The sequence below is a fragment of the Citrobacter sp. MGH103 genome (assembly GCF_001034475.2).
Taxonomy (GTDB): Bacteria; Pseudomonadota; Gammaproteobacteria; order Enterobacterales; family Enterobacteriaceae; genus Citrobacter; species Citrobacter freundii.
Genome location: NZ_CP073043.1, coordinates 1,254,153 through 1,272,129 on the forward strand (window position 1 = coordinate 1,254,153; position 17,977 = coordinate 1,272,129).

The 17,977-nt window shown below is 50.4% G+C and carries 21 protein-coding genes; 10 read left to right on the top strand and 11 right to left on the bottom strand.

Features of this window, described 5'->3' with window-relative positions; translation table 11 throughout:
- Positions 1-208: 208 nt before the first annotated feature.
- Entirely contained in the window at positions 209-691 is a 483-nt protein-coding gene (gene smpB / locus SK33_RS05955; protein WP_003031211.1) for an SsrA-binding protein SmpB, read from the bottom strand.
- 154 nt (positions 692-845) lie between these two features.
- On the opposite strand from smpB, the gene ratA reads away from it, so the two are divergent.
- Both ratA and SK33_RS05965 read left to right on the top strand, forming a co-directional pair.
- The gene (ratA, locus tag SK33_RS05960; protein WP_003031213.1) at positions 846-1,289 is read left to right on the top strand and encodes a type II toxin-antitoxin system toxin RatA; all 444 of its coding nucleotides are present in this window, start codon (positions 846-848) and stop codon (positions 1,287-1,289) included.
- Positions 1,273-1,569, top strand: coding sequence for an RnfH family protein (locus SK33_RS05965; RefSeq protein WP_008785525.1), 297 nt, complete (start codon positions 1,273-1,275; stop codon positions 1,567-1,569). The genes ratA and SK33_RS05965 overlap by 17 nt, the downstream gene beginning before the upstream one ends.
- A gap of 50 nt (positions 1,570-1,619) precedes the next feature.
- Here SK33_RS05965 and bamE read toward each other — a convergent pair whose 3' ends face one another.
- From bamE to nadK, 3 genes are all read right to left on the bottom strand, one after another.
- A complete protein-coding gene (gene bamE / locus SK33_RS05970) occupies positions 1,620-1,964 on the bottom strand; it encodes an outer membrane protein assembly factor BamE (protein ID WP_003031218.1) in 345 nt (114 codons plus the stop codon).
- Between the two features lie 149 nt (positions 1,965-2,113).
- Positions 2,114-3,775, bottom strand: coding sequence for a DNA repair protein RecN (gene recN / locus SK33_RS05975; RefSeq protein WP_003845854.1), 1,662 nt, complete (start codon positions 3,773-3,775; stop codon positions 2,114-2,116).
- A gap of 85 nt (positions 3,776-3,860) precedes the next feature.
- The gene (gene nadK / locus SK33_RS05980) at positions 3,861-4,739 is read right to left on the bottom strand and encodes an NAD(+) kinase (RefSeq protein ID WP_003031220.1); all 879 of its coding nucleotides are present in this window, start codon (positions 4,737-4,739) and stop codon (positions 3,861-3,863) included.
- A gap of 122 nt (positions 4,740-4,861) precedes the next feature.
- On the opposite strand from nadK, the gene grpE reads away from it, so the two are divergent.
- Complete coding sequence (gene grpE, locus SK33_RS05985; protein WP_003031221.1) at positions 4,862-5,455, top strand: nucleotide exchange factor GrpE; 594 nt, start codon at positions 4,862-4,864, stop codon at positions 5,453-5,455.
- Positions 5,456-5,504: 49 nt separating this feature from the next.
- Here grpE and SK33_RS05990 read toward each other — a convergent pair whose 3' ends face one another.
- Both SK33_RS05990 and SK33_RS05995 read right to left on the bottom strand, forming a co-directional pair.
- Positions 5,505-6,794, bottom strand: coding sequence for an HlyC/CorC family transporter (locus SK33_RS05990; protein ID WP_048218425.1), 1,290 nt, complete (start codon positions 6,792-6,794; stop codon positions 5,505-5,507).
- An 18-nt stretch (positions 6,795-6,812) separates the two neighbouring features.
- The gene (locus SK33_RS05995; protein ID WP_003031224.1) at positions 6,813-7,604 is read right to left on the bottom strand and encodes a cytochrome C assembly family protein; all 792 of its coding nucleotides are present in this window, start codon (positions 7,602-7,604) and stop codon (positions 6,813-6,815) included.
- Between the two features lie 165 nt (positions 7,605-7,769).
- On the opposite strand from SK33_RS05995, the gene ffh reads away from it, so the two are divergent.
- The 5 genes from ffh (at position 7,770) to rplS (ending at position 11,399) form a co-directional block, all read left to right on the top strand.
- On the top strand, positions 7,770-9,131 hold the full coding sequence (gene ffh / locus SK33_RS06000) for a signal recognition particle protein (RefSeq protein ID WP_003031226.1): 1,362 nt from the start codon (positions 7,770-7,772) through the stop codon (positions 9,129-9,131).
- A gap of 253 nt (positions 9,132-9,384) precedes the next feature.
- The gene (gene rpsP, locus SK33_RS06005) at positions 9,385-9,633 is read left to right on the top strand and encodes a 30S ribosomal protein S16 (RefSeq protein WP_003031228.1); all 249 of its coding nucleotides are present in this window, start codon (positions 9,385-9,387) and stop codon (positions 9,631-9,633) included.
- An 18-nt stretch (positions 9,634-9,651) separates the two neighbouring features.
- Positions 9,652-10,200, top strand: a complete 549-nt coding sequence (gene rimM, locus SK33_RS06010) for a ribosome maturation factor RimM (RefSeq protein ID WP_003031230.1) — start codon at positions 9,652-9,654, stop codon at positions 10,198-10,200.
- A 44-nt stretch (positions 10,201-10,244) separates the two neighbouring features.
- Entirely contained in the window at positions 10,245-11,012 is a 768-nt protein-coding gene (gene trmD / locus SK33_RS06015) for a tRNA (guanosine(37)-N1)-methyltransferase TrmD (RefSeq protein ID WP_003031232.1), read from the top strand.
- Positions 11,013-11,051: 39 nt separating this feature from the next.
- Entirely contained in the window at positions 11,052-11,399 is a 348-nt protein-coding gene (gene rplS / locus SK33_RS06020; RefSeq protein WP_002914145.1) for a 50S ribosomal protein L19, read from the top strand.
- Positions 11,400-11,530: 131 nt separating this feature from the next.
- Here rplS and SK33_RS06025 read toward each other — a convergent pair whose 3' ends face one another.
- From SK33_RS06025 to SK33_RS06040, 4 genes are all read right to left on the bottom strand, one after another.
- A complete protein-coding gene (locus tag SK33_RS06025; protein ID WP_044713232.1) occupies positions 11,531-12,013 on the bottom strand; it encodes an OmpA family protein in 483 nt (160 codons plus the stop codon).
- Between the two features lie 12 nt (positions 12,014-12,025).
- On the bottom strand, positions 12,026-13,252 hold the full coding sequence (gene dgcN, locus SK33_RS06030) for a diguanylate cyclase DgcN (protein WP_048218424.1): 1,227 nt from the start codon (positions 13,250-13,252) through the stop codon (positions 12,026-12,028).
- Positions 13,245-13,763 (bottom strand): YfiR family protein, encoded by a 519-nt coding sequence (locus SK33_RS06035; protein ID WP_003839843.1) that lies wholly within the window; start codon positions 13,761-13,763, stop codon positions 13,245-13,247. The genes dgcN and SK33_RS06035 overlap by 8 nt, the downstream gene beginning before the upstream one ends.
- Positions 13,764-13,921: 158 nt before the next feature.
- A complete protein-coding gene (locus SK33_RS06040; RefSeq protein ID WP_048218423.1) occupies positions 13,922-14,296 on the bottom strand; it encodes a DUF2799 domain-containing protein in 375 nt (124 codons plus the stop codon).
- Between the two features lie 214 nt (positions 14,297-14,510).
- Here SK33_RS06040 and aroF point away from each other — a divergent pair, with 214 nt between their 5' ends.
- Complete coding sequence (gene aroF, locus SK33_RS06045) at positions 14,511-15,581, top strand: 3-deoxy-7-phosphoheptulonate synthase AroF (RefSeq protein ID WP_003031241.1); 1,071 nt, start codon at positions 14,511-14,513, stop codon at positions 15,579-15,581.
- A 10-nt stretch (positions 15,582-15,591) separates the two neighbouring features.
- Positions 15,592-16,713: a bifunctional chorismate mutase/prephenate dehydrogenase gene (gene tyrA, locus SK33_RS06050; protein ID WP_003031242.1), complete on the top strand. Its 1,122-nt coding sequence runs from the start codon at positions 15,592-15,594 to the stop codon at positions 16,711-16,713.
- 96 nt (positions 16,714-16,809) lie between these two features.
- Here the strand turns inward: tyrA and pheA are convergent, their stop codons facing one another.
- The gene (gene pheA, locus SK33_RS06055; RefSeq protein WP_003826458.1) at positions 16,810-17,970 is read right to left on the bottom strand and encodes a bifunctional chorismate mutase/prephenate dehydratase; all 1,161 of its coding nucleotides are present in this window, start codon (positions 17,968-17,970) and stop codon (positions 16,810-16,812) included.
- Positions 17,971-17,977: the final 7 nt, after the last annotated feature.

A 17,977-nucleotide genomic window follows, 5' to 3' on the forward strand; every position in this document is an offset into this window, starting at 1 on the left:
AAAATAAACCTAAATATAGGCAATATGGTCTTGAAGTTTTATTTTATTAGACTATGGGTCGCTACGGTAATGCCATGGGAGTTTATTTCATACCTGAACGATTCAGCACAAATAAACCATAAATTTGATGAATGTATTGGGTGGGTTTCAATAACTAAAAAATAAGAACCAGTCTCAGGGTGAGAGACTGGTCACAGAGGAGTAGCGTTTAGCGACCAGCATTTTTCATAATACGCGCTTTATCTAACTGCCATTCGCGTTCTTTCACATCGGAGCGCTTGTCGTGCTGTTTCTTACCTTTTGCGACGCCAATTTTCACTTTGCACCAGGCATTTTTCCAGTACAGTGAAAGCGCAACGACGGTATAACCGTCACGATTCATACGACCATACAGGGAGTCGAGTTCACGCTGGTTTAACAACAGCTTACGGGTACGGGTGGGATCACATACCACATGCGTTGAGGCAACAGCCATTGGCGTGAAGTTGGCGCCAAACAGGAACGCTTCGCCATCTTTAAGGATGACATAGCTATCGCCGATGTTAGCTTTACCTGCGCGCAGAGATTTGACTTCCCAACCTTGCAGAGCGAGTCCTGCTTCGAACTCTTCTTCAATAAAGTATTCGTGTCGTGCGCGCTTGTTAAGCGCGATTGTGGCTGAGCCAGGTTTGTGTGCTTTTTTCTTCGTCATAATGCCGCTCAGTATAGGTAATCTGGAATCGAAAAACACCCCATTTCATCCAGCGGGGCGCAAGGCGCTATCTTAGCACGAGTTAGGCTATAGCGTTTTTTTTAGCGGGGGATAAATGGTATTATTTGTGTGATTGATATTGATGGAAATTGTTATGCCTCAGATTAGCCGGACCGCTTTAGTACCTTACAGTGCGGAACAGATGTATCAGCTAGTGAATGATGTTAAATCCTATCCCCAGTTTTTACCGGGTTGCACCGGTAGCCGTGTGCTGGAGTCAACTCCGGGACAGATGACCGCGGCTGTGGATGTCTCGAAAGCAGGGATTAGCAAAACGTTCACCACGCGCAATCAATTGACCAGTAACCAGAGCATCCTGATGCATCTGGTCGACGGCCCGTTCAAGAAACTCATTGGCGGATGGAAGTTTACGCCACTGAGTCATGAAGCATGTCGTATTGAATTTCATCTCGATTTTGAGTTTACCAATAAGTTAATCGAGCTGGCGTTTGGTCGTATCTTTAAAGAACTGGCTTCAAACATGGTGCAGGCCTTCACGGTTCGCGCGAAAGAGGTTTACAGTGTCAGCGTCGGCTAAAATTGTCGTTGAAGTGGCGTATGCGCTGCCCGAGAAACAGTATCTACAGCGTGTAACGCTGCAACAGGGTGCTACGGTGGAAGAGGCTATCCGCGCTTCCGGGCTGCTGGAATTACGTACCGATATCGATCTCAGCAAAAATAAAGTCGGGATATACAGCCGTCCGGTAAAGCTTGCTGATGTTCTGCAAGACGGCGATCGGGTGGAAATATACCGGCCACTGATTGCTGATCCGAAAGAGCTGCGCAGACAGCGAGCAGAGAAATCCGCTAAAAAATAGCAGACAATAAAAAAGGTGCTCATTGAGCACCTTTTTTTGATCTGTTAATCCTACTTGTTGTCGGTCAACGTAGGTTTATTATCAATGTTGGTCAAAACGCCGCTGCTGTTAAAAGTCAGCGTCAGTGTTTGCTGGGTTACGCCTTCATGACCAGGTTGCTGACGGAACACATAAAACCAGGTGTTAGTGCCAAAAGGATCGGACATCATTGGTGTACCCAGAGCATAAGCAACCTGCTGTTGCGTCATACCCGTGCGCACTTTGGCGACATCGGTAGGTGTCAGATAATTTCCCTGGTTGATGTCAGGGCGGTAAACCACTCGCTCCAGAGTGGAACAGCCTGCAGTCAACATCAGTAGTACTGCTGCAGCAGCAGTCAGCGTTTTACAGCGCATAGTGATTTGATTCCTTTTCGGGCCCGAGCAGTACGCGGCTCATATGTAATATGCCGATGATAATAGACCTTTCACCACTTTAAAACCTTTTGCTGTCGGGTCGGTCGGCGATTTTATGTTGAACTCAGACCTTAACAAGGTAAAAAAGTTTATGCCGCCAGCAGTTCTTTTGCATTTGCGAGGGTATTGCGCGTTACTTCGCTACCTCCGAGTAAGCGGGCTAATTCCTGCAGACGAGCGCGTTTATCAAGTGGTTGCATGTGTGTTTCGGTCATCGCGCCGTCAGTTTCTTTGCTGACATAGAAATGTTGATGACCACAGCCAGCAACCTGCGGCAGGTGAGTCACACACATTACCTGGGTTGACTCGCCCAACTGACGCAGCATTTTTCCCACCACTGCAGCGGTCGGGCCGCTGATGCCGACATCTACTTCATCGAAAATCAGCGCCGGTGTTTCCATTTTACGTGCGGTAATAACCTGAATAGCCAGCGCAATGCGCGACAGTTCCCCACCGGAAGCGACTTTCGCAATCGGCTGCAACGGCTGGCCTGGGTTAGTGGTCACTTTAAACTCTACGCGATCAGCACCGTCTGAGCTCAAATGATGTTCCTCAAATTTCACATCAATGCAAAAGACACCGTGCGGCATTGAGAGAGTATGCATGCTCTCTGTAATAAGTTGTCCCAGTTCCTGAGCATAATGCTGGCGCTGTTGGTGCAGCATTTTTGCCGTTTCCAGTGCCTGCTGGTGGTGATTGTTCACCGCCAGGGTTAAGGTTTCGAGAGAGTCGGCCTGATCGTCTAACTGCTGTTGTTCATCCAGCAATGACTGATAGAACTGTGGCAGCGCTTCAGGGGCAACATGATGCTTTCGCGCCAATGAGATTTGTTTGGAAATACGCTGCTCAAGTTCGAACAAACGGTTAGGGTCTAAATCCAGACGATCGCAATAGTGGCGCAGCTCGTCGCTGGCTTCGCTGAGCTGGATAGTGGCCTCTTCCAGCATGTCCAGAATACCGGAGAGCTTACCGTCCATCCCTGCCAGTTCACTAACCAACTGTTTTGCCGTGTACAGCTGGCTTTGCAGATTAACGTCTTCGCCGTCTGCCATGATAGCCAGTGCCTGTTGGCTGGTGGTGAGCAATTGCCCGCTGTTAGCCAGACGCTTGTACTCTTCATCAATTTGCTCAAATTCACCTGGCTGCGGGTTGAATTCGTTCAGTTCTTTTAACTGGTATTGCAATAGCTCTGCCCGGGCTGCGCGTTCCTGACTCTGTTGTTGATGATGTGCCAGGTCACGGCAGCTTTGGTGCCACAGTTGGTAGCGCACAGCCATTTCCTGAGTCAGGGACGCTTCATTGGCGTAGCCATCAAGCAGGGATTTTTGGTGTTCTGATTTTGTCAGGAGCTGATGCGCATGCTGACCGTGGATTTGAATAAGCAACTGGCCCAACTCGCGCAGCTGTGACAGCGGTACGGCAGTGCCGTTAATGAAGCCACGTGAACGTCCGTCGCTGCTGATAACGCGACGTAGCAAACACTCACGGCCTTCCTCAAGCTGGTTTTCTTCCAGCCAGCGCAGGGCCGCGGGGGTGTCTTTTAAGGCGAAGCGGGCGCAGAGGTCGGCTCGCGTGGCGCCTGCACGTACCATGTCGGCGTCTGCGCGTCCGCCCAGGCACAAACCGAGAGCATCAATGGCAATGGACTTACCCGCACCGGTTTCACCGGTAATAACGGTCATTCCGTTCTGGAAATCGATCTCAAGTTCACGAACGATAGCAAAATTGCTGATGGTCAGTTGTGCCAACATAGCTGTTTTCCTGTATGAAAAACCATAACTGTAATTACATACAGTATAAACTGGTTTTTTATACAGTAAAGAGGTTGGCGTTAAATTAGAATAATTTTTTTGACCAGCCTAGCTTAGTGCTTAATGTGTTGAAATAGCTGTAATCTTTTGGGTGTATCAGGTTCAGATGATAATCACAGCGACGAATTAATACGTCTTCACCTTCCTGTATAGGCAGGGCGATCTGGCTGTCACAGCTGATTTCCAGATCGTTACGGCGATGAGAGAAGCGCAGGCGAATGGTGCTGCTACTGTTGATCACCAGCGGTCGTGCGGAGAGCGTATGCGGGAACATCGGGACTAGCGTAATGGCATCCAGCGAAGGCGTCAGTATCGGGCCTCCGGCAGAGAGTGAGTAGGCGGTAGAGCCGGTCGGAGTGGAAATAATCAAGCCGTCCGAACGCTGGGAGAAGGCAAAAATTTCATCGATATAGACTTCAAATTCAATCATGTGCGCCACTTTTCCGGGGTGCAACACGACTTCATTGATCGCAGTGCTAATACGCTTCTGGCAGTCCAGTTGGCATACCTGGGCTTCGAGTAAAAAGCGCTTTTCGCTGATGTAGTGGCCTTCCAGCACGTCAGCTAACTGTTGTTGCGCATTGTCTGGGTCAAGGTCGGTCAGGAAACCGAGGTTGCCGCGGTTAATGCCAATAACCTTGATGTCATAACGTGCCAGGGTGCGTGCGGCGCCCAGCATATTGCCGTCGCCACCGACAACCACGGCGAGGTCTGCCTGCTGGCCAATCTCTGCGAGCGTACCGGTTTTCACATTTTTCAGCTGCAGCTCGTGGGCGATTTGTTGCTCAACGATAACCTCATAACCTTTGGCGCACAGCCAACGGTAGAGCATTTCATGTGTGGTCAGTGCAGTGGGGTGACGTGGATGCCCCACAATGCCAATACACTTGAAATGTTTGTTCATTTTCTCGAGGTCCTTGTAACGAAGATTAGTGACAATGTGAGTACTTCCCTTGAAACCCTGAATCTTATCCCCATAATAATCCAGGTTAGCGAGATGAATGCGAAAAAAACGCGGAGAAATTCATGAGTAGTAAAGAACAGAAAACGCCTGAGGGGCAAGCCCCGGAAGAAATTATCATGGATCAGCACGAAGAAGTTGAGGCGGTTGAATCAGACGCTTCTGCTGAACAGGTGGATCCGCGCGATGAAAAAATTGCGAATCTGGAAGCTCAGCTTGCTGAAGCCGAAACTCGCGAGCGCGACAGCGTGTTGCGTATCAAAGCGGAAATGGAAAACCTGCGTCGTCGTACCGAACTGGACGTAGAAAAAGCGCATAAGTTTGCACTGGAAAAATTCGTCAACGAGCTGCTGCCGGTGCTGGATAGCCTGGACCGTGCGCTGGAAGTTGCGGACAAAGACAATGACGCTATGGCGGCGATGGTTGAAGGTATTGAGCTGACCCGTAAGTCAATGCTGGATGTTGTGGCGAAGTTTGGCGTACAAGTGGTTGCGGATATCGACGTGCCGATGGACCCGAACGTGCATCAGGCGATTGCCATGGTAGAGTCTGACGACGTTGCTGCCGGTAATGTGCTGATGGTTATGCAGAAAGGCTATACCCTGAACGGACGTACCATCCGTGCGGCGATGGTCTCTGTGGCGAAAGCCAAAGGCTAATCAGCCTCAGACCGGGTAATGCTGATGCGCTACCCGGTCTGGATTACTCTCAGTGGTCCGATACGCTTTCCCGCAGCGGTTTGACGGGCAACACCTGCACCTGTTTAATCATATTGTCCTGCACGTCGAGAATATCGATATCGTACTGCCCAATACGCACACGTGTTCCGGCAACCGGGATCTCTTCCAGCGCTTCAAGAATAATACCGTTCACGGTACGTGCATCATCTTCCGGCAGGTGCCAGTTAAACGCCTTATTGATTTCACGAACGTTGGCGCTACCGTCAATGATAACCGAACCGTCATTCTGCGGCGTGACTTCTTCGGCAAGCGTCGGTGACATTGAGGTCGTGAAGTCACCAACAATCTCTTCCAGGATATCCTCGACCGTAACCAGTCCCTGAATATCACCATATTCATTGACGACCAGGCCCACTTTCTTCTTATTACGCTGAAATTTAATGAGCTGGGTGCTGAGTGGCGTGCCTTCCGGAACGTAATAAATTTCGTCGGCGGCGCGTAACATGGTCTCTTTGGTGAACTCTTTTTTCTCGGCCATCAATCGCCAGGCTTCACGTACGCGTAGCATACTGATAGCGTCGTCCAGCGAGTCACGATACAGCACAATACGACCGTGCGGAGAGTGCGAAAGCTGACGCACGATTGATTTCCAGTCATCGTTGATATCAATGCCGATAATTTCATTACGCGGGATCATGATGTCATCGACGCTGACTTTTTCCAGATCCAGCACTGACAGCAGCATATCCTGGTTACGGCGTGAGATTTGCGAGCGCGATTCATTCACCAGCGTTCGCAGTTCATCTTTACTCAGCGAACCGCTCACTACGATATCCGTTTTGATGCCCATCATGCGCATCAGCAGCCGCGTGATGGTGTTGAGTAGCCATACCAACGGCATCATCAGAATTTGCAGGGGAGCCAGCAGGACACTGCTCGGATAGGCGACTTTTTCAGGATATAGTGCGGCAATCGTCTTTGGCAGTACTTCGGCAAAAACCAGTACCACAAACGTCAGTACCCCAGTGGCAATGGCGACGCCCGCATCGCCATACAGGCGCATACCGACAATAGTACCGAGCGCGGAGGCCAGAATATTCACCAGATTATTGCCGATGAGCACCAGGCTTATCAGGCGATCCGGCTTGCGAAGTAACTTTTCAACGCGTTTTGCCTGTCGATTTCCCTGCTTGGCCCGATGACGTAGACGATAGCGATTCAGTGTCATCATTCCGGTTTCAGAACCGGAAAAATAGGCGGAAATGACCACCATGATGAGGAGCGTGACAATGAGCGTGGTGGTGGAGATGTGTTCCACGTAGGATTCCTTAAAGATTTAACTCACGAACTGCTGCAGGATACGACTGCCGAAATAGGCCAGTGTCAGAATGCCTGCGCCTGCGACGTTAAACCATACGACGCGACGTCCGCGCCAACCTTCATGGTAATGCCCCCACAACAGAACGATATAGACAAACCATGCCACGATAGAGAGAACGGCTTTATCAATGTTCTCGGTACTGAACAGGTTATGCATGTAAAACAGGCCTGTGCACAGGGTGAGTGTCAGCAGAACCACGCCAATTTGGGTGATATGAAACATTTTCCGCTCAATACTCATCAACGGCGGCATCTCATTGCTGAAAGCCAGTTTTTTGTTTTTCAGTTGGTAGTCAATCCATGCAAGCTGTAGCGCATAGAGTGCGGCGATAATCAGCGTGGCGTAAGCGAAAAGCGAAAGCCCGATATGGATCATCATGCCCGGCGTAGCTTCGAGATGGGTGATGAACTCGTTAGGCATAAACGTGGCGAAGGCCAGGTTTATCAGCGCAAAGGCGTAGACAATGGGCAGCAATAGCCAGCCTCGATTGCGGGAAGCGACAATGGTCATTACCGTACAGATCATCAGGCTCACCAGCGAGCCGACGTTCAACAGACTCAGGTTTTGTCCGCTTTCACCGCCGGGCAGAATACGCGCTTCCAGGGCGATAGCATGGCTTACCAGCGCGACAACCGCAGAGAGAATAGCCATACGCCGCCAGCCGCTGTTTTTTTGCAGCAGAGCGGGAATAATCAGCGCGAGGCTGACTGAGTAGGCGACAAGGGCGAGCAGAGCAAAAACGGGCATATAGGTGTCGACAGTTGGCCAGTGATAAAGAAAAGCAGTATAGCGTTACGTGACCGCTGCTCCAACCGTTGCATAACAACAAAGGCGGCTTCATGTTATACTGCGACAAATTTCTGTTGATGTGTCGCTGTCGCGACCGACCGTTTCCACCCCAGGCGAGAGACAATGTTTGATAATTTAACCGATCGTTTGTCGCGCACGCTGCGCAATATCAGTGGCCGTGGACGCCTTACTGAAGACAACGTTAAAGAGACGCTGCGCGAAGTGCGCATGGCGCTGCTGGAGGCTGACGTAGCGCTGCCGGTAGTGCGTGAGTTTATCAATCGCGTAAAAGAGAAAGCGGTTGGTCATGAAGTTAACAAAAGCCTGACGCCGGGTCAGGAATTCGTCAAGATTGTCCGTAACGAACTGGTTGCGGCAATGGGCGAAGAAAACCAGACCCTGAATCTGGCTGCACAGCCGCCAGCCGTGGTGCTTATGGCGGGCCTGCAGGGTGCGGGTAAAACGACCAGCGTCGGTAAGCTGGGTAAATTCCTGCGCGAGAAGCACAAGAAAAAAGTGCTGGTGGTCTCCGCGGACGTTTATCGCCCGGCGGCGATCAAACAGTTGGAAACTCTGGCCGAGCAGGTCGGCGTGGACTTCTTCCCGTCGGATGTTGGCCAGAAGCCGGTCGATATCGTTAACGCCGCGCTGAAAGAAGCCAAACTCAAATTCTATGACGTGCTGCTGGTGGATACCGCCGGTCGTCTGCACGTTGACGAAGCGATGATGGACGAAATCAAACAGGTCCACGCTTCTATCAAACCGGTAGAAACGCTGTTTGTGGTCGACGCCATGACCGGTCAGGATGCCGCGAATACCGCAAAAGCCTTTAACGAAGCGCTACCGTTAACCGGCGTAGTACTGACAAAAGTTGATGGTGATGCCCGTGGCGGTGCGGCGCTTTCTATTCGTCATATTACCGGTAAGCCAATTAAATTCCTCGGCGTCGGCGAGAAAACCGAAGCGCTGGAGCCGTTCCACCCGGACAGGATTGCTTCGCGTATTCTCGGCATGGGCGACGTGCTGTCGCTGATCGAAGATATCGAAAGCAAGGTTGACCGCGCGCAGGCAGAAAAATTAGCCAGCAAGCTGAAAAAAGGCGATGGCTTCGATCTCAATGATTTCCTTGAACAGCTCAACCAGATGAAAAACATGGGCGGTATGGCAAGCCTGATGGGCAAGCTGCCGGGCATGGGTCAGATCCCTGACAATGTGAAATCGCAGATGGACGATAAAGTTCTGGTGCGTATGGAAGCCATCATCAATTCGATGACGATGAAAGAACGCGCTAAGCCGGAAATTATCAAAGGTTCCCGTAAACGCCGTATCGCTGCCGGTTGCGGTATGCAGGTACAGGACGTAAACCGCCTTCTGAAACAGTTCGACGACATGCAGCGCATGATGAAGAAAATGAAGAAGGGCGGTATGGCGAAGATGATGCGTGGTATGAAGGGGATGATGCCGCCCGGCTTCCCCGGTAGATAAATATATCGGGCTACCTTATTTGCCATTTTGACGCCGGAGTGTGCTCGAAATGCTCACGTACTGCGTGTACGCTCCGCTTTCTGCGCGCGCGCCGACGCCAAACTGGCTGCAACGGTAACGCCCTGGTATAAAGCTTCATCACATGTTGATTGCTTTTTTTCCAGAAATCAGTAAAATTTTCGGGCTTTTAATATGACACCCGGGCTCCGTTCCTCGATGGGGCCTGGGTGTTTTATTCACACAAGAGGATGTTATGGTTACTATTCGTTTAGCTCGTCACGGCGCTAAAAAGCGTCCGTTCTACCAGGTTGTTGTTACCGACAGCCGTAATGCACGCAACGGTCGCTTCATCGAGCGCGTTGGCTTCTTTAACCCAATCGCTAGCGAAAAAGAAGAAGGCACTCGCCTGGATCTGGATCGCATCGCTCACTGGGTTGGCCAGGGCGCGACTATTTCTGATCGCGTAGCTACGCTGATCAAAGCAGCAAACAAAGCAGCTTAATCTGTCACGGTGGTCATGATGAGCAAGCAACTCGCCGCACAGGCTCCTGTAGAACCCATCGTTTTGGGGAAAATGGGGTCTTCTTACGGTATCCGTGGTTGGCTCAGAGTGTTTTCTTCCACTGAAGACGCCGAAAGCATTTTTGACTATCAGCCCTGGTTTATCCAGAAGGCGGGTCAGTGGCAGCAAGTACAGCTGGAAAGCTGGAAGCACCACAATCAGGATCTGATCATCAAGCTGAAAGGCGTTGACGATCGTGATTCGGCGAATCTACTGACTAATTGCGAAATTGTCGTGGATTCCTCGCAGTTGCCAGCGCTGGAAGATGGTTCCTACTACTGGAAAGACCTTATGGGCTGCCAGGTAGTGACCACTGAAGGCTACGATCTCGGTAAAGTCGTCGATATGATGGAAACCGGTTCGAATGACGTCATCGTCATCAAGGCAAACCTGAAAGATGCGTTTGGTATCAAGGAACGTCTTGTGCCGTTCCTCGATGGGCAGGTTATCAAGAAAGTCGATCTCGCTACTCGTACTATCGAAGTAGATTGGGATCCTGGTTTTTAAACCACCGGATAAACGGTAAAAGTCGGCGTTATGGGGATTGGCTTGTGTTTATAGGTATCGTTAGCCTGTTTCCAGAAATGTTCCGCGCAATTACCGATTACGGGGTAACTGGCCGGGCAGTAAAAAATGGCCTGCTGAACATCCAGAGTTGGAGTCCTCGTGACTTTACTCATGACCGGCACCGTACCGTGGACGATCGTCCGTACGGCGGCGGACCGGGGATGTTAATGATGGTGCAACCTTTACGGGACGCCATTCATGCAGCAAAAGCTGCGGCTGGTGAAGGCGCAAAGGTGATTTATTTGTCACCTCAGGGACGCAAGCTTGATCAAGCGGGCGTTAGCGAACTGGCCACGAATCAAAAGCTGATTCTGGTATGTGGTCGCTATGAAGGAATAGATGAGCGCGTGATTCAAACCGAAATTGATGAAGAATGGTCAATCGGCGATTACGTACTCAGCGGTGGTGAGTTACCGGCAATGACGCTGATCGACTCCGTTTCCCGATTTATTCCGGGAGTTTTGGGTCATGAAGCTTCAGCAATCGAAGATTCGTTTGCTGATGGATTGCTGGATTGCCCGCACTATACCCGACCTGAAGTGTTAGAGCAGATGGAAGTACCGGCAGTGTTACTGTCAGGAAACCACGCTGAGATACGTCGCTGGCGTTTGAAACAGTCGCTGGGCCGGACCTGGCTTAGAAGACCTGAACTTCTGGAAAACCTGGCTCTGACTGAAGAGCAAGCAAGGTTGCTGGCGGAGTTCAAAAAGGAACACGCACAACAGCAACATAAACATGATGGGCAGGCGTAAGCCCCCAATATCAGTTTACCCAGGATAAGAGATTAAATTATGAGCAACATTATTAAGCAACTTGAACAAGAACAGATGAAGCAGGACGTACCTTCCTTCCGTCCGGGTGATACCGTGGAAGTGAAAGTATGGGTTGTTGAAGGTTCCAAAAAACGTCTGCAGGCATTCGAGGGCGTGGTTATCGCTATTCGTAACCGCGGTCTGCACTCTGCATTCACTGTTCGTAAAATTTCCAACGGCGAAGGCGTTGAGCGTGTCTTCCAGACTCACTCTCCGGTAGTTGACAGCATTGCTGTTAAACGTCGTGGTGCTGTTCGTAAAGCTAAACTGTACTACCTGCGTGAGCGCACTGGTAAGTCTGCTCGTATCAAAGAGCGTCTTAACTAAGATTCGCGCAAGCGACATCCTGTTAGAAAAGGGCTGGCCGAAAGGCTGGCCCTTTTTTTATCCCGACGTTTGCTCTGTTGTTCTTTATGGCAATGGAATGACTGCGCGGCGCGCAGCCAGTTGGGGGATAATTATGGCGTCGTGATCACTACCGCCACGCGACGATTTTCAGCACGACCTTTTGATGTCTGGTTGCTGGCAATGGGATATTTCTTCCCGAGTCCCTGAGTCGTCAGGTTGGTGCGGGGAATATTAGCGCCCTGCGCCCAGGCATCGGCAACCACATTCGCGCGTTTGAGCGACAGAGCTTCGTTATAGCTGTCTTCACCGTAGTTATCAGTATGACCGTCCAGGCGCGCATGGTTAAGCCCGGTAGCAGCCAGTTTAGAAGCCATCTCCTGGATCTGCTTTTCGCTTTCGGGGCGGAGCTTGTAGTCGTTTTTATCAAACAGGATGTTATCAGACAGGCCCAGAGACCAGTCTCCTGATGCTTCAGTAAATCCGTATGATTTCATGGCTGCAATTTGCTCTGGGGTAAATTTCCCCTGAGGTGCCTGACAGCCTGCCAGAATCAGTAAAAGCAGAAGAAACGGGGATAATAAACGTTTTAGCATGTGTGTAATTCCTTATTTATTAATAATGCGTTCAGAACGCAAATGTTTAGCCTGATACATATTTTGATCGGCAAGTTCTTGTAATTTTTCGGCAGAGGCATGTTCCCACGTCAGCGCAAACCCAATGCTGAGTGTCATGCTTGCCAGATGACCATTATGCAGGTCAAAAGGTCGGTTAAACTCTTGTGACAGTGCCGCGCAGATCCGCTGAACCTCATATTCAGAATGAACGCTATACAGCACCATCGCGAACTCGTCGCCGCCAAGTCTGTATGGCGAATGTCGATTACCGCCAAATTCGGACAGCCTTTTAGCGACTTCAATCAGAACCCGATCCCCCGCAGCGTGGCCCCAGGTATCATTGATAAATTTAAAATTATCACCATCAAGGAATAACAAAGCGGAGCTGCTGTGGGCGGCATCGTCATTCATCAGCGTGTTAATACTGCTACGAAAAGCGGCGCGATTTGCCAGGCCCGTCAGAGGATCATGTAGCGCGGTACGCAAAAGTTGAGCGTTCTTTGCCTGCAGCCGAAGTTGCCACTCCTCCATCTCGTCCAGCAGACTATTAAAGTCCTGGGCAAAAAGATGAAACTCCTCAATGCGTTCCTCGGAAACGCGTCGCGAAAAGTTACGGTTGGTACGTACATCATGTACCACCTCGGTTATATTTTGCAGGGCTTCCACGACGCCATTGTGTAAATAGCGGGTGAGCATTAATGCTATGCCTGATGCCAACAAAATGCACCCGGTAAGAACGGCCAGCGACAAATAGATGAAACGGCTGATAACGCTATCGCGTGCAGTCAATCGTACTTCGCCGATGACGTTGCCATTATGCAAAATAGGCTGAGTGACCGGTTGTGGGAACAGCCAGTGGCTGATCAGTCCGCTGATCTTCTCCGTGGTGTCTTGCGCGTTATAGCGCCAGGTGGCGATCACCTTCTGGTGTTTATTACGAACTTCCGCAACGGAAAATTGCCCTTGCTGACCCAATGCCGCCAGAGTTTCCGTTGCCGCGACGGCATCAGAAAAGACGAGTGCAGCTTCAAGCGTACGGGTCATGGTAGCGGCAGTCAGATCCAGATTCTTTTGCGCATACTGTCTTAATGCCAGCACGGAAGAAATGCTGAGCAGCAGCCAGATCAACGTCATCGTCACCAGGACACTGATTATGCTGATACGCCGTAATGTCCGTTTAAACGTTGGGCGTGTTACAGGAAAATGGCCCTTATCCATGCTTATTATTCCGTGCAAGCATCAATACGTCAGGACTGACCCTTACGCCGCTGCGTGAAAGGGAATCCATATTTACGGAAAATCTCACATCTTCATCTTTAATTATGAGGCAAAAGGCGCTGCCAATAACGCATTCGGGATTTTGTTCTGCAATTAATAGCAATGCCTTAGTCGGATATTTATTCTTTAATTCCACCTGATAAGTAGGTGATTCTTTTCCAAAATAAAAACCGTCACATTGCGAAACTAATATTTCTTGTTCCGTACGAATGATGACGGGAAGATAGGGTAATGCCCCAGTACTGGTATCTTCCAGAACACTGGAAAAACGCGATGAAGAGAAAATACACAGTTTGGGTGGCCCGGAAAGTGCAGGCCAGCGTGTATAACTGACGATGCCGGAAACCATAGCACGTACAGATTTTGCTTCTTCTGTAACGCTTTGGGCGTACAGCGGTAACCCGGTCAGGAGCAGTGCCAGTAGAAGTATGAGTCGGTAAGAATAGCTCATGAATAGTTACCTACCAGCGTTTGCCGTAAAGCGTCGAAATACATTCAAGATTGTTTAAGACAAAATAACATTATTTTCCTAAGTCGTCATTATTCCAGGGGTAAAGCTGATGGCGATTTAAGTTAAATCCTAGTTGGCTGTAAAATTTAAGCCATTGTTTAGTTTAATCTTATTGAGGCAGTACCTTCGTTTGCTCCTTTTTTCCAGGCATCGTGTAACTGGTCAATATTTTCGACCGTATCACAACTTGCAGGAAAGGTTTTCCCGGTCAGACCTCTGGCGTAAACAAAATCTTGCTGGCAGATTTTGCGTTGTCCTTCGGCGTAACCCTTAAGATATTTCGTACGATCGACTTCGGGATCATTGAAGTTGTCGGCAAGAGTTTCATTATCTTTAACGGCATAGCCCGAAATGGCATCTTGTATCCCGGCGTCATACCAGTCAGTACCAGTCCAGGTGGGGGCATGGGTATAGGGATCTATCTGACATCCGCTAAGAAGGAATAGAAATAAGATGCTGATGAGTTGCTTCATTGCCTGTGCTCCCTTGTTTTTTTAAGCATAGCGGATCTGAAAATTCGTGGTGTAAATTTAAATGTACACATATAAGAGCTGTTTTTGCCTTAAAATAACGTTGTGTAAATTAAAATTTACGGATTGTGGATTGAAATCTTTACCTGTTATGGTATCGTTATTTCCTCCTCGCTGAGGATCAACTATCGCAAACGAGCTAAACAGGATCACCATCATGCAAAAAGACGCGCTGAACAACGTACATATTACCGACGAACAGGTTCTGATGACCCCGGAGCAGCTGAAAGCTGAATTTCCGCTGAGCCAGGAGCAAGAGGCGCAAATCGCCCAGTCGCGTAAAACCATCTCAGATATTATCTCCGGTCGCGATCCGCGCCTGCTGGTCGTATGTGGCCCATGCTCCATTCACGATCCTGAAATGGCTATTGAGTATGCTCGTCGATTTAAAGCCCTTGCCGCAGAGGTCAGCGATAGCCTCTACCTGGTGATGCGCGTCTATTTTGAAAAACCCCGTACCACCGTCGGCTGGAAAGGGTTAATTAACGATCCTCATATGGATGGCTCTTTTGATGTTGAAGCAGGTCTGAAAATTGCGCGTCAGCTGCTGCTTGAACTGGTAAATATGGGACTGCCGCTGGCAACTGAAGCGCTGGATCCAAATAGCCCGCAATACCTGGGCGATCTGTTTAGCTGGTCCGCAATCGGAGCCCGTACCACGGAATCGCAGACACACCGCGAAATGGCTTCCGGTCTTTCGATGCCGGTTGGCTTTAAGAATGGTACTGACGGTAGCCTGGCGACCGCCATTAACGCCATGCGTGCGGCTGCGCAGTCGCACCGCTTTGTTGGTATTAATCAGGCCGGGCAGGTTGCGCTGTTGCAAACTCAGGGGAATCCGGACGGCCACGTGATCCTGCGCGGGGGTAAAGCGCCGAACTACAGCCCGGCAGATGTCGCCCAGTGCGAAAAAGAGATGGAGCAGGCGGGACTACGACCTTCTCTGATGGTAGATTGCAGTCATGGTAATTCCAATAAAGATTACCGCCGTCAGCCTGCCGTGGCTGAATCCGTAATTGCACAAATCAAAGATGGCAATCGCTCGATCATTGGTTTGATGATTGAAAGTAATATTCACGAAGGCAACCAGTCTTCTGAACAGCCGCGCAGCGAAATGAAATACGGCGTGTCCGTAACCGATGCCTGCATTAGCTGGGAAATGACGGATGCGCTGCTGCGTGAAATTAGTCAAGATTTAAACGGTCAGCTGTCGGCGCGTGTAGCATAAGAGGTTGGTTATGGTTGCTGAATTGACCGCATTACGCGATCAAATTGATGAAGTCGACAAGGCGCTGCTGGATTTACTGGCACGCCGCCTGGAGCTGGTTGCCGAAGTTGGTGAAGTAAAAAGCCGTTTTGGGTTGCCGATTTACGTGCCGGAACGGGAAGCCTCTATGCTTGCCTCTCGCCGGGCAGAAGCGGAAGCCCTTGGCGTGCCGCCGGACCTGATTGAAGATGTGCTACGCCGCGTTATGCGTGAGTCCTATTCCAGTGAGAACGACAAAGGGTTTAAAACGCTTTGTCCTTCTCTGCGGCCGGTAGTGATCGTCGGTGGCGGCGGTCAGATGGGGCGTCTGTTTGAAAAAATGCTCACCCTGTCAGGTTACCAGGTGCGGATCCTGGAACAGCAGGATTGGGATCGCGCGCCGGAGATCGTCTCTGATGCTGGGATGGTGATCGTCAGTGTGCCGATCCACATCACCGAGCAGGTGATCGCCAAACTACCGCGTCTGCCGTCTGACTGCATCCTGGTGGATCTGGCTTCAGTGAAAAATGGTCCTTTGCAGGCGATGCTGGCTGCACATGATGGCCCGGTGGTGGGGTTACACCCAATGTTTGGTCCGGACAGTGGCAGCCTGGCAAAGCAGGTCGTCGTTTGGTGTGATGGACGTCAGCCGGAAGCCTATCAGTGGTTTCTGGAACAGATTCAGGTATGGGGTGCACGACTACATCGGATCAGCGCCGTTGAACACGATCAGAACATGGCGTTTATTCAGGCATTGCGTCACTTTGCGACCTTTGCTTACGGTCTGCATTTAGCGGAAGAGAATGTTCAACTGGAGCAACTGCTGGCGCTCTCTTCGCCGATTTACCGTCTTGAACTGGCGATGGTTGGCCGTCTGTTTGCCCAGGATCCGCAGCTCTATGCCGATATTATTATGTCGTCTGAGAGCAACCTTGCGCTGATCAAACGCTACTATCAACGTTTTGGTGAGGCGATCGGTTTACTGGAACAGGGCGATAAGCAAGCGTTTATCGACAGTTTCCGTAAGGTGGAGCATTGGTTTGGCGATTATGCGAAACGCTTCCAGAGTGAAAGCCGTACTTTGTTACGCCAGGCGAATGACAGCCGTCCTTAATTAAGATGCCGGATGGCGGCTTCGCCTTATCCGGCCTACAAAAATCGCATGAATTGTAGGCCGGATAAGCGTAGTGCCATCCGGCATTGTCAAACGTTAGCTCGGATCGACCGGCACCACGTTCTCACTCGGATAGCATCCCAGTACTTTCATCGAACGTGTAATCTCACCCAGCTCTTTCAATGCTTTTTGCATTTGGGGCGATTCCAGGTTGGCCTGGATATCAAGATAAAACATCTCTTCCCACGGATTGCCGTGAATCGGGCGTGACTCCAGTTTAGTCATAATCAGATTATGGTTACGCAGCACCAGCAATGCTTCTACCAGCGCACCGGCCTGTTGTCCTGTTGCCATCAGCAACGTGGTTTTTGCCGGAACCTGGTCGGATACATTGATTGCTTTACGTGCCAGCACCACGAAGCGGGTGATGTTTTGCGACTGGTTAGCCTCAATATGCTCGAGAACCTGCAAACCATACAGTACGCCTCCGGCTTCGCTCCCCAGGGCCGCCACGCGCGGCGAGTTAGCCTGCGCAACTTTTTCCATTGCCGCAGAGGTGCTTTCAGTGTACTCAATCTTCCAGTGCGGGTAGCGATTCAGGAACTTGCTGCACTGCTGGAACGGCTGTGGATGGCTGTATACCGTTTCAATGGTCTCAAGATCCGTCGTGCCGGACACCAGTACACAGTGGTCTATCGTAATGGTCATCTCGCCAACAATAGACAGGCTGGTGTGCTGCAGCAGGTCGTAAACGTCGTTAATCCCACCGGAGCTGGTGTTTTCAATCGGAACCACCGCATAGTCAGCTTGTCCGGTTTCGACCTGATTAAAGATATCGGCAAATTTTGCGCAGCCGCTTTCAATAAATTGTTCAAAATGGCGGGCGGCATACTGACGTGCTGCCAGATGGGAATATGATCCTTTTGGCCCAAGGAAGGCCACGCGCGCGGAGTGTGGGTTAATTTTGTTCAGGTGCTGCTGGAGCAGAGCCTGTTGAGTCAGGACGGAGTCTTCGATTATGAGCTGGAACAGGCGGGTAATGTAGTGAGCATCGAGATGATGTGCTTTGCCCAACTGAATCAGACGGTCCAACAGGTCACGTTCACGGTCGATATCTCGTACCGGACGATGTGAAAGCAGTTTGGCTTTACCAACTTCTACGGCCAGTCCACGTCGCTCAGCCAGCAGGGCCAGTAATTTTTCATCCAGCGTGCTGATCTTATCGCGCAGCGCCAGCAATGGGTTTTCCGATGTCATAGTGTTG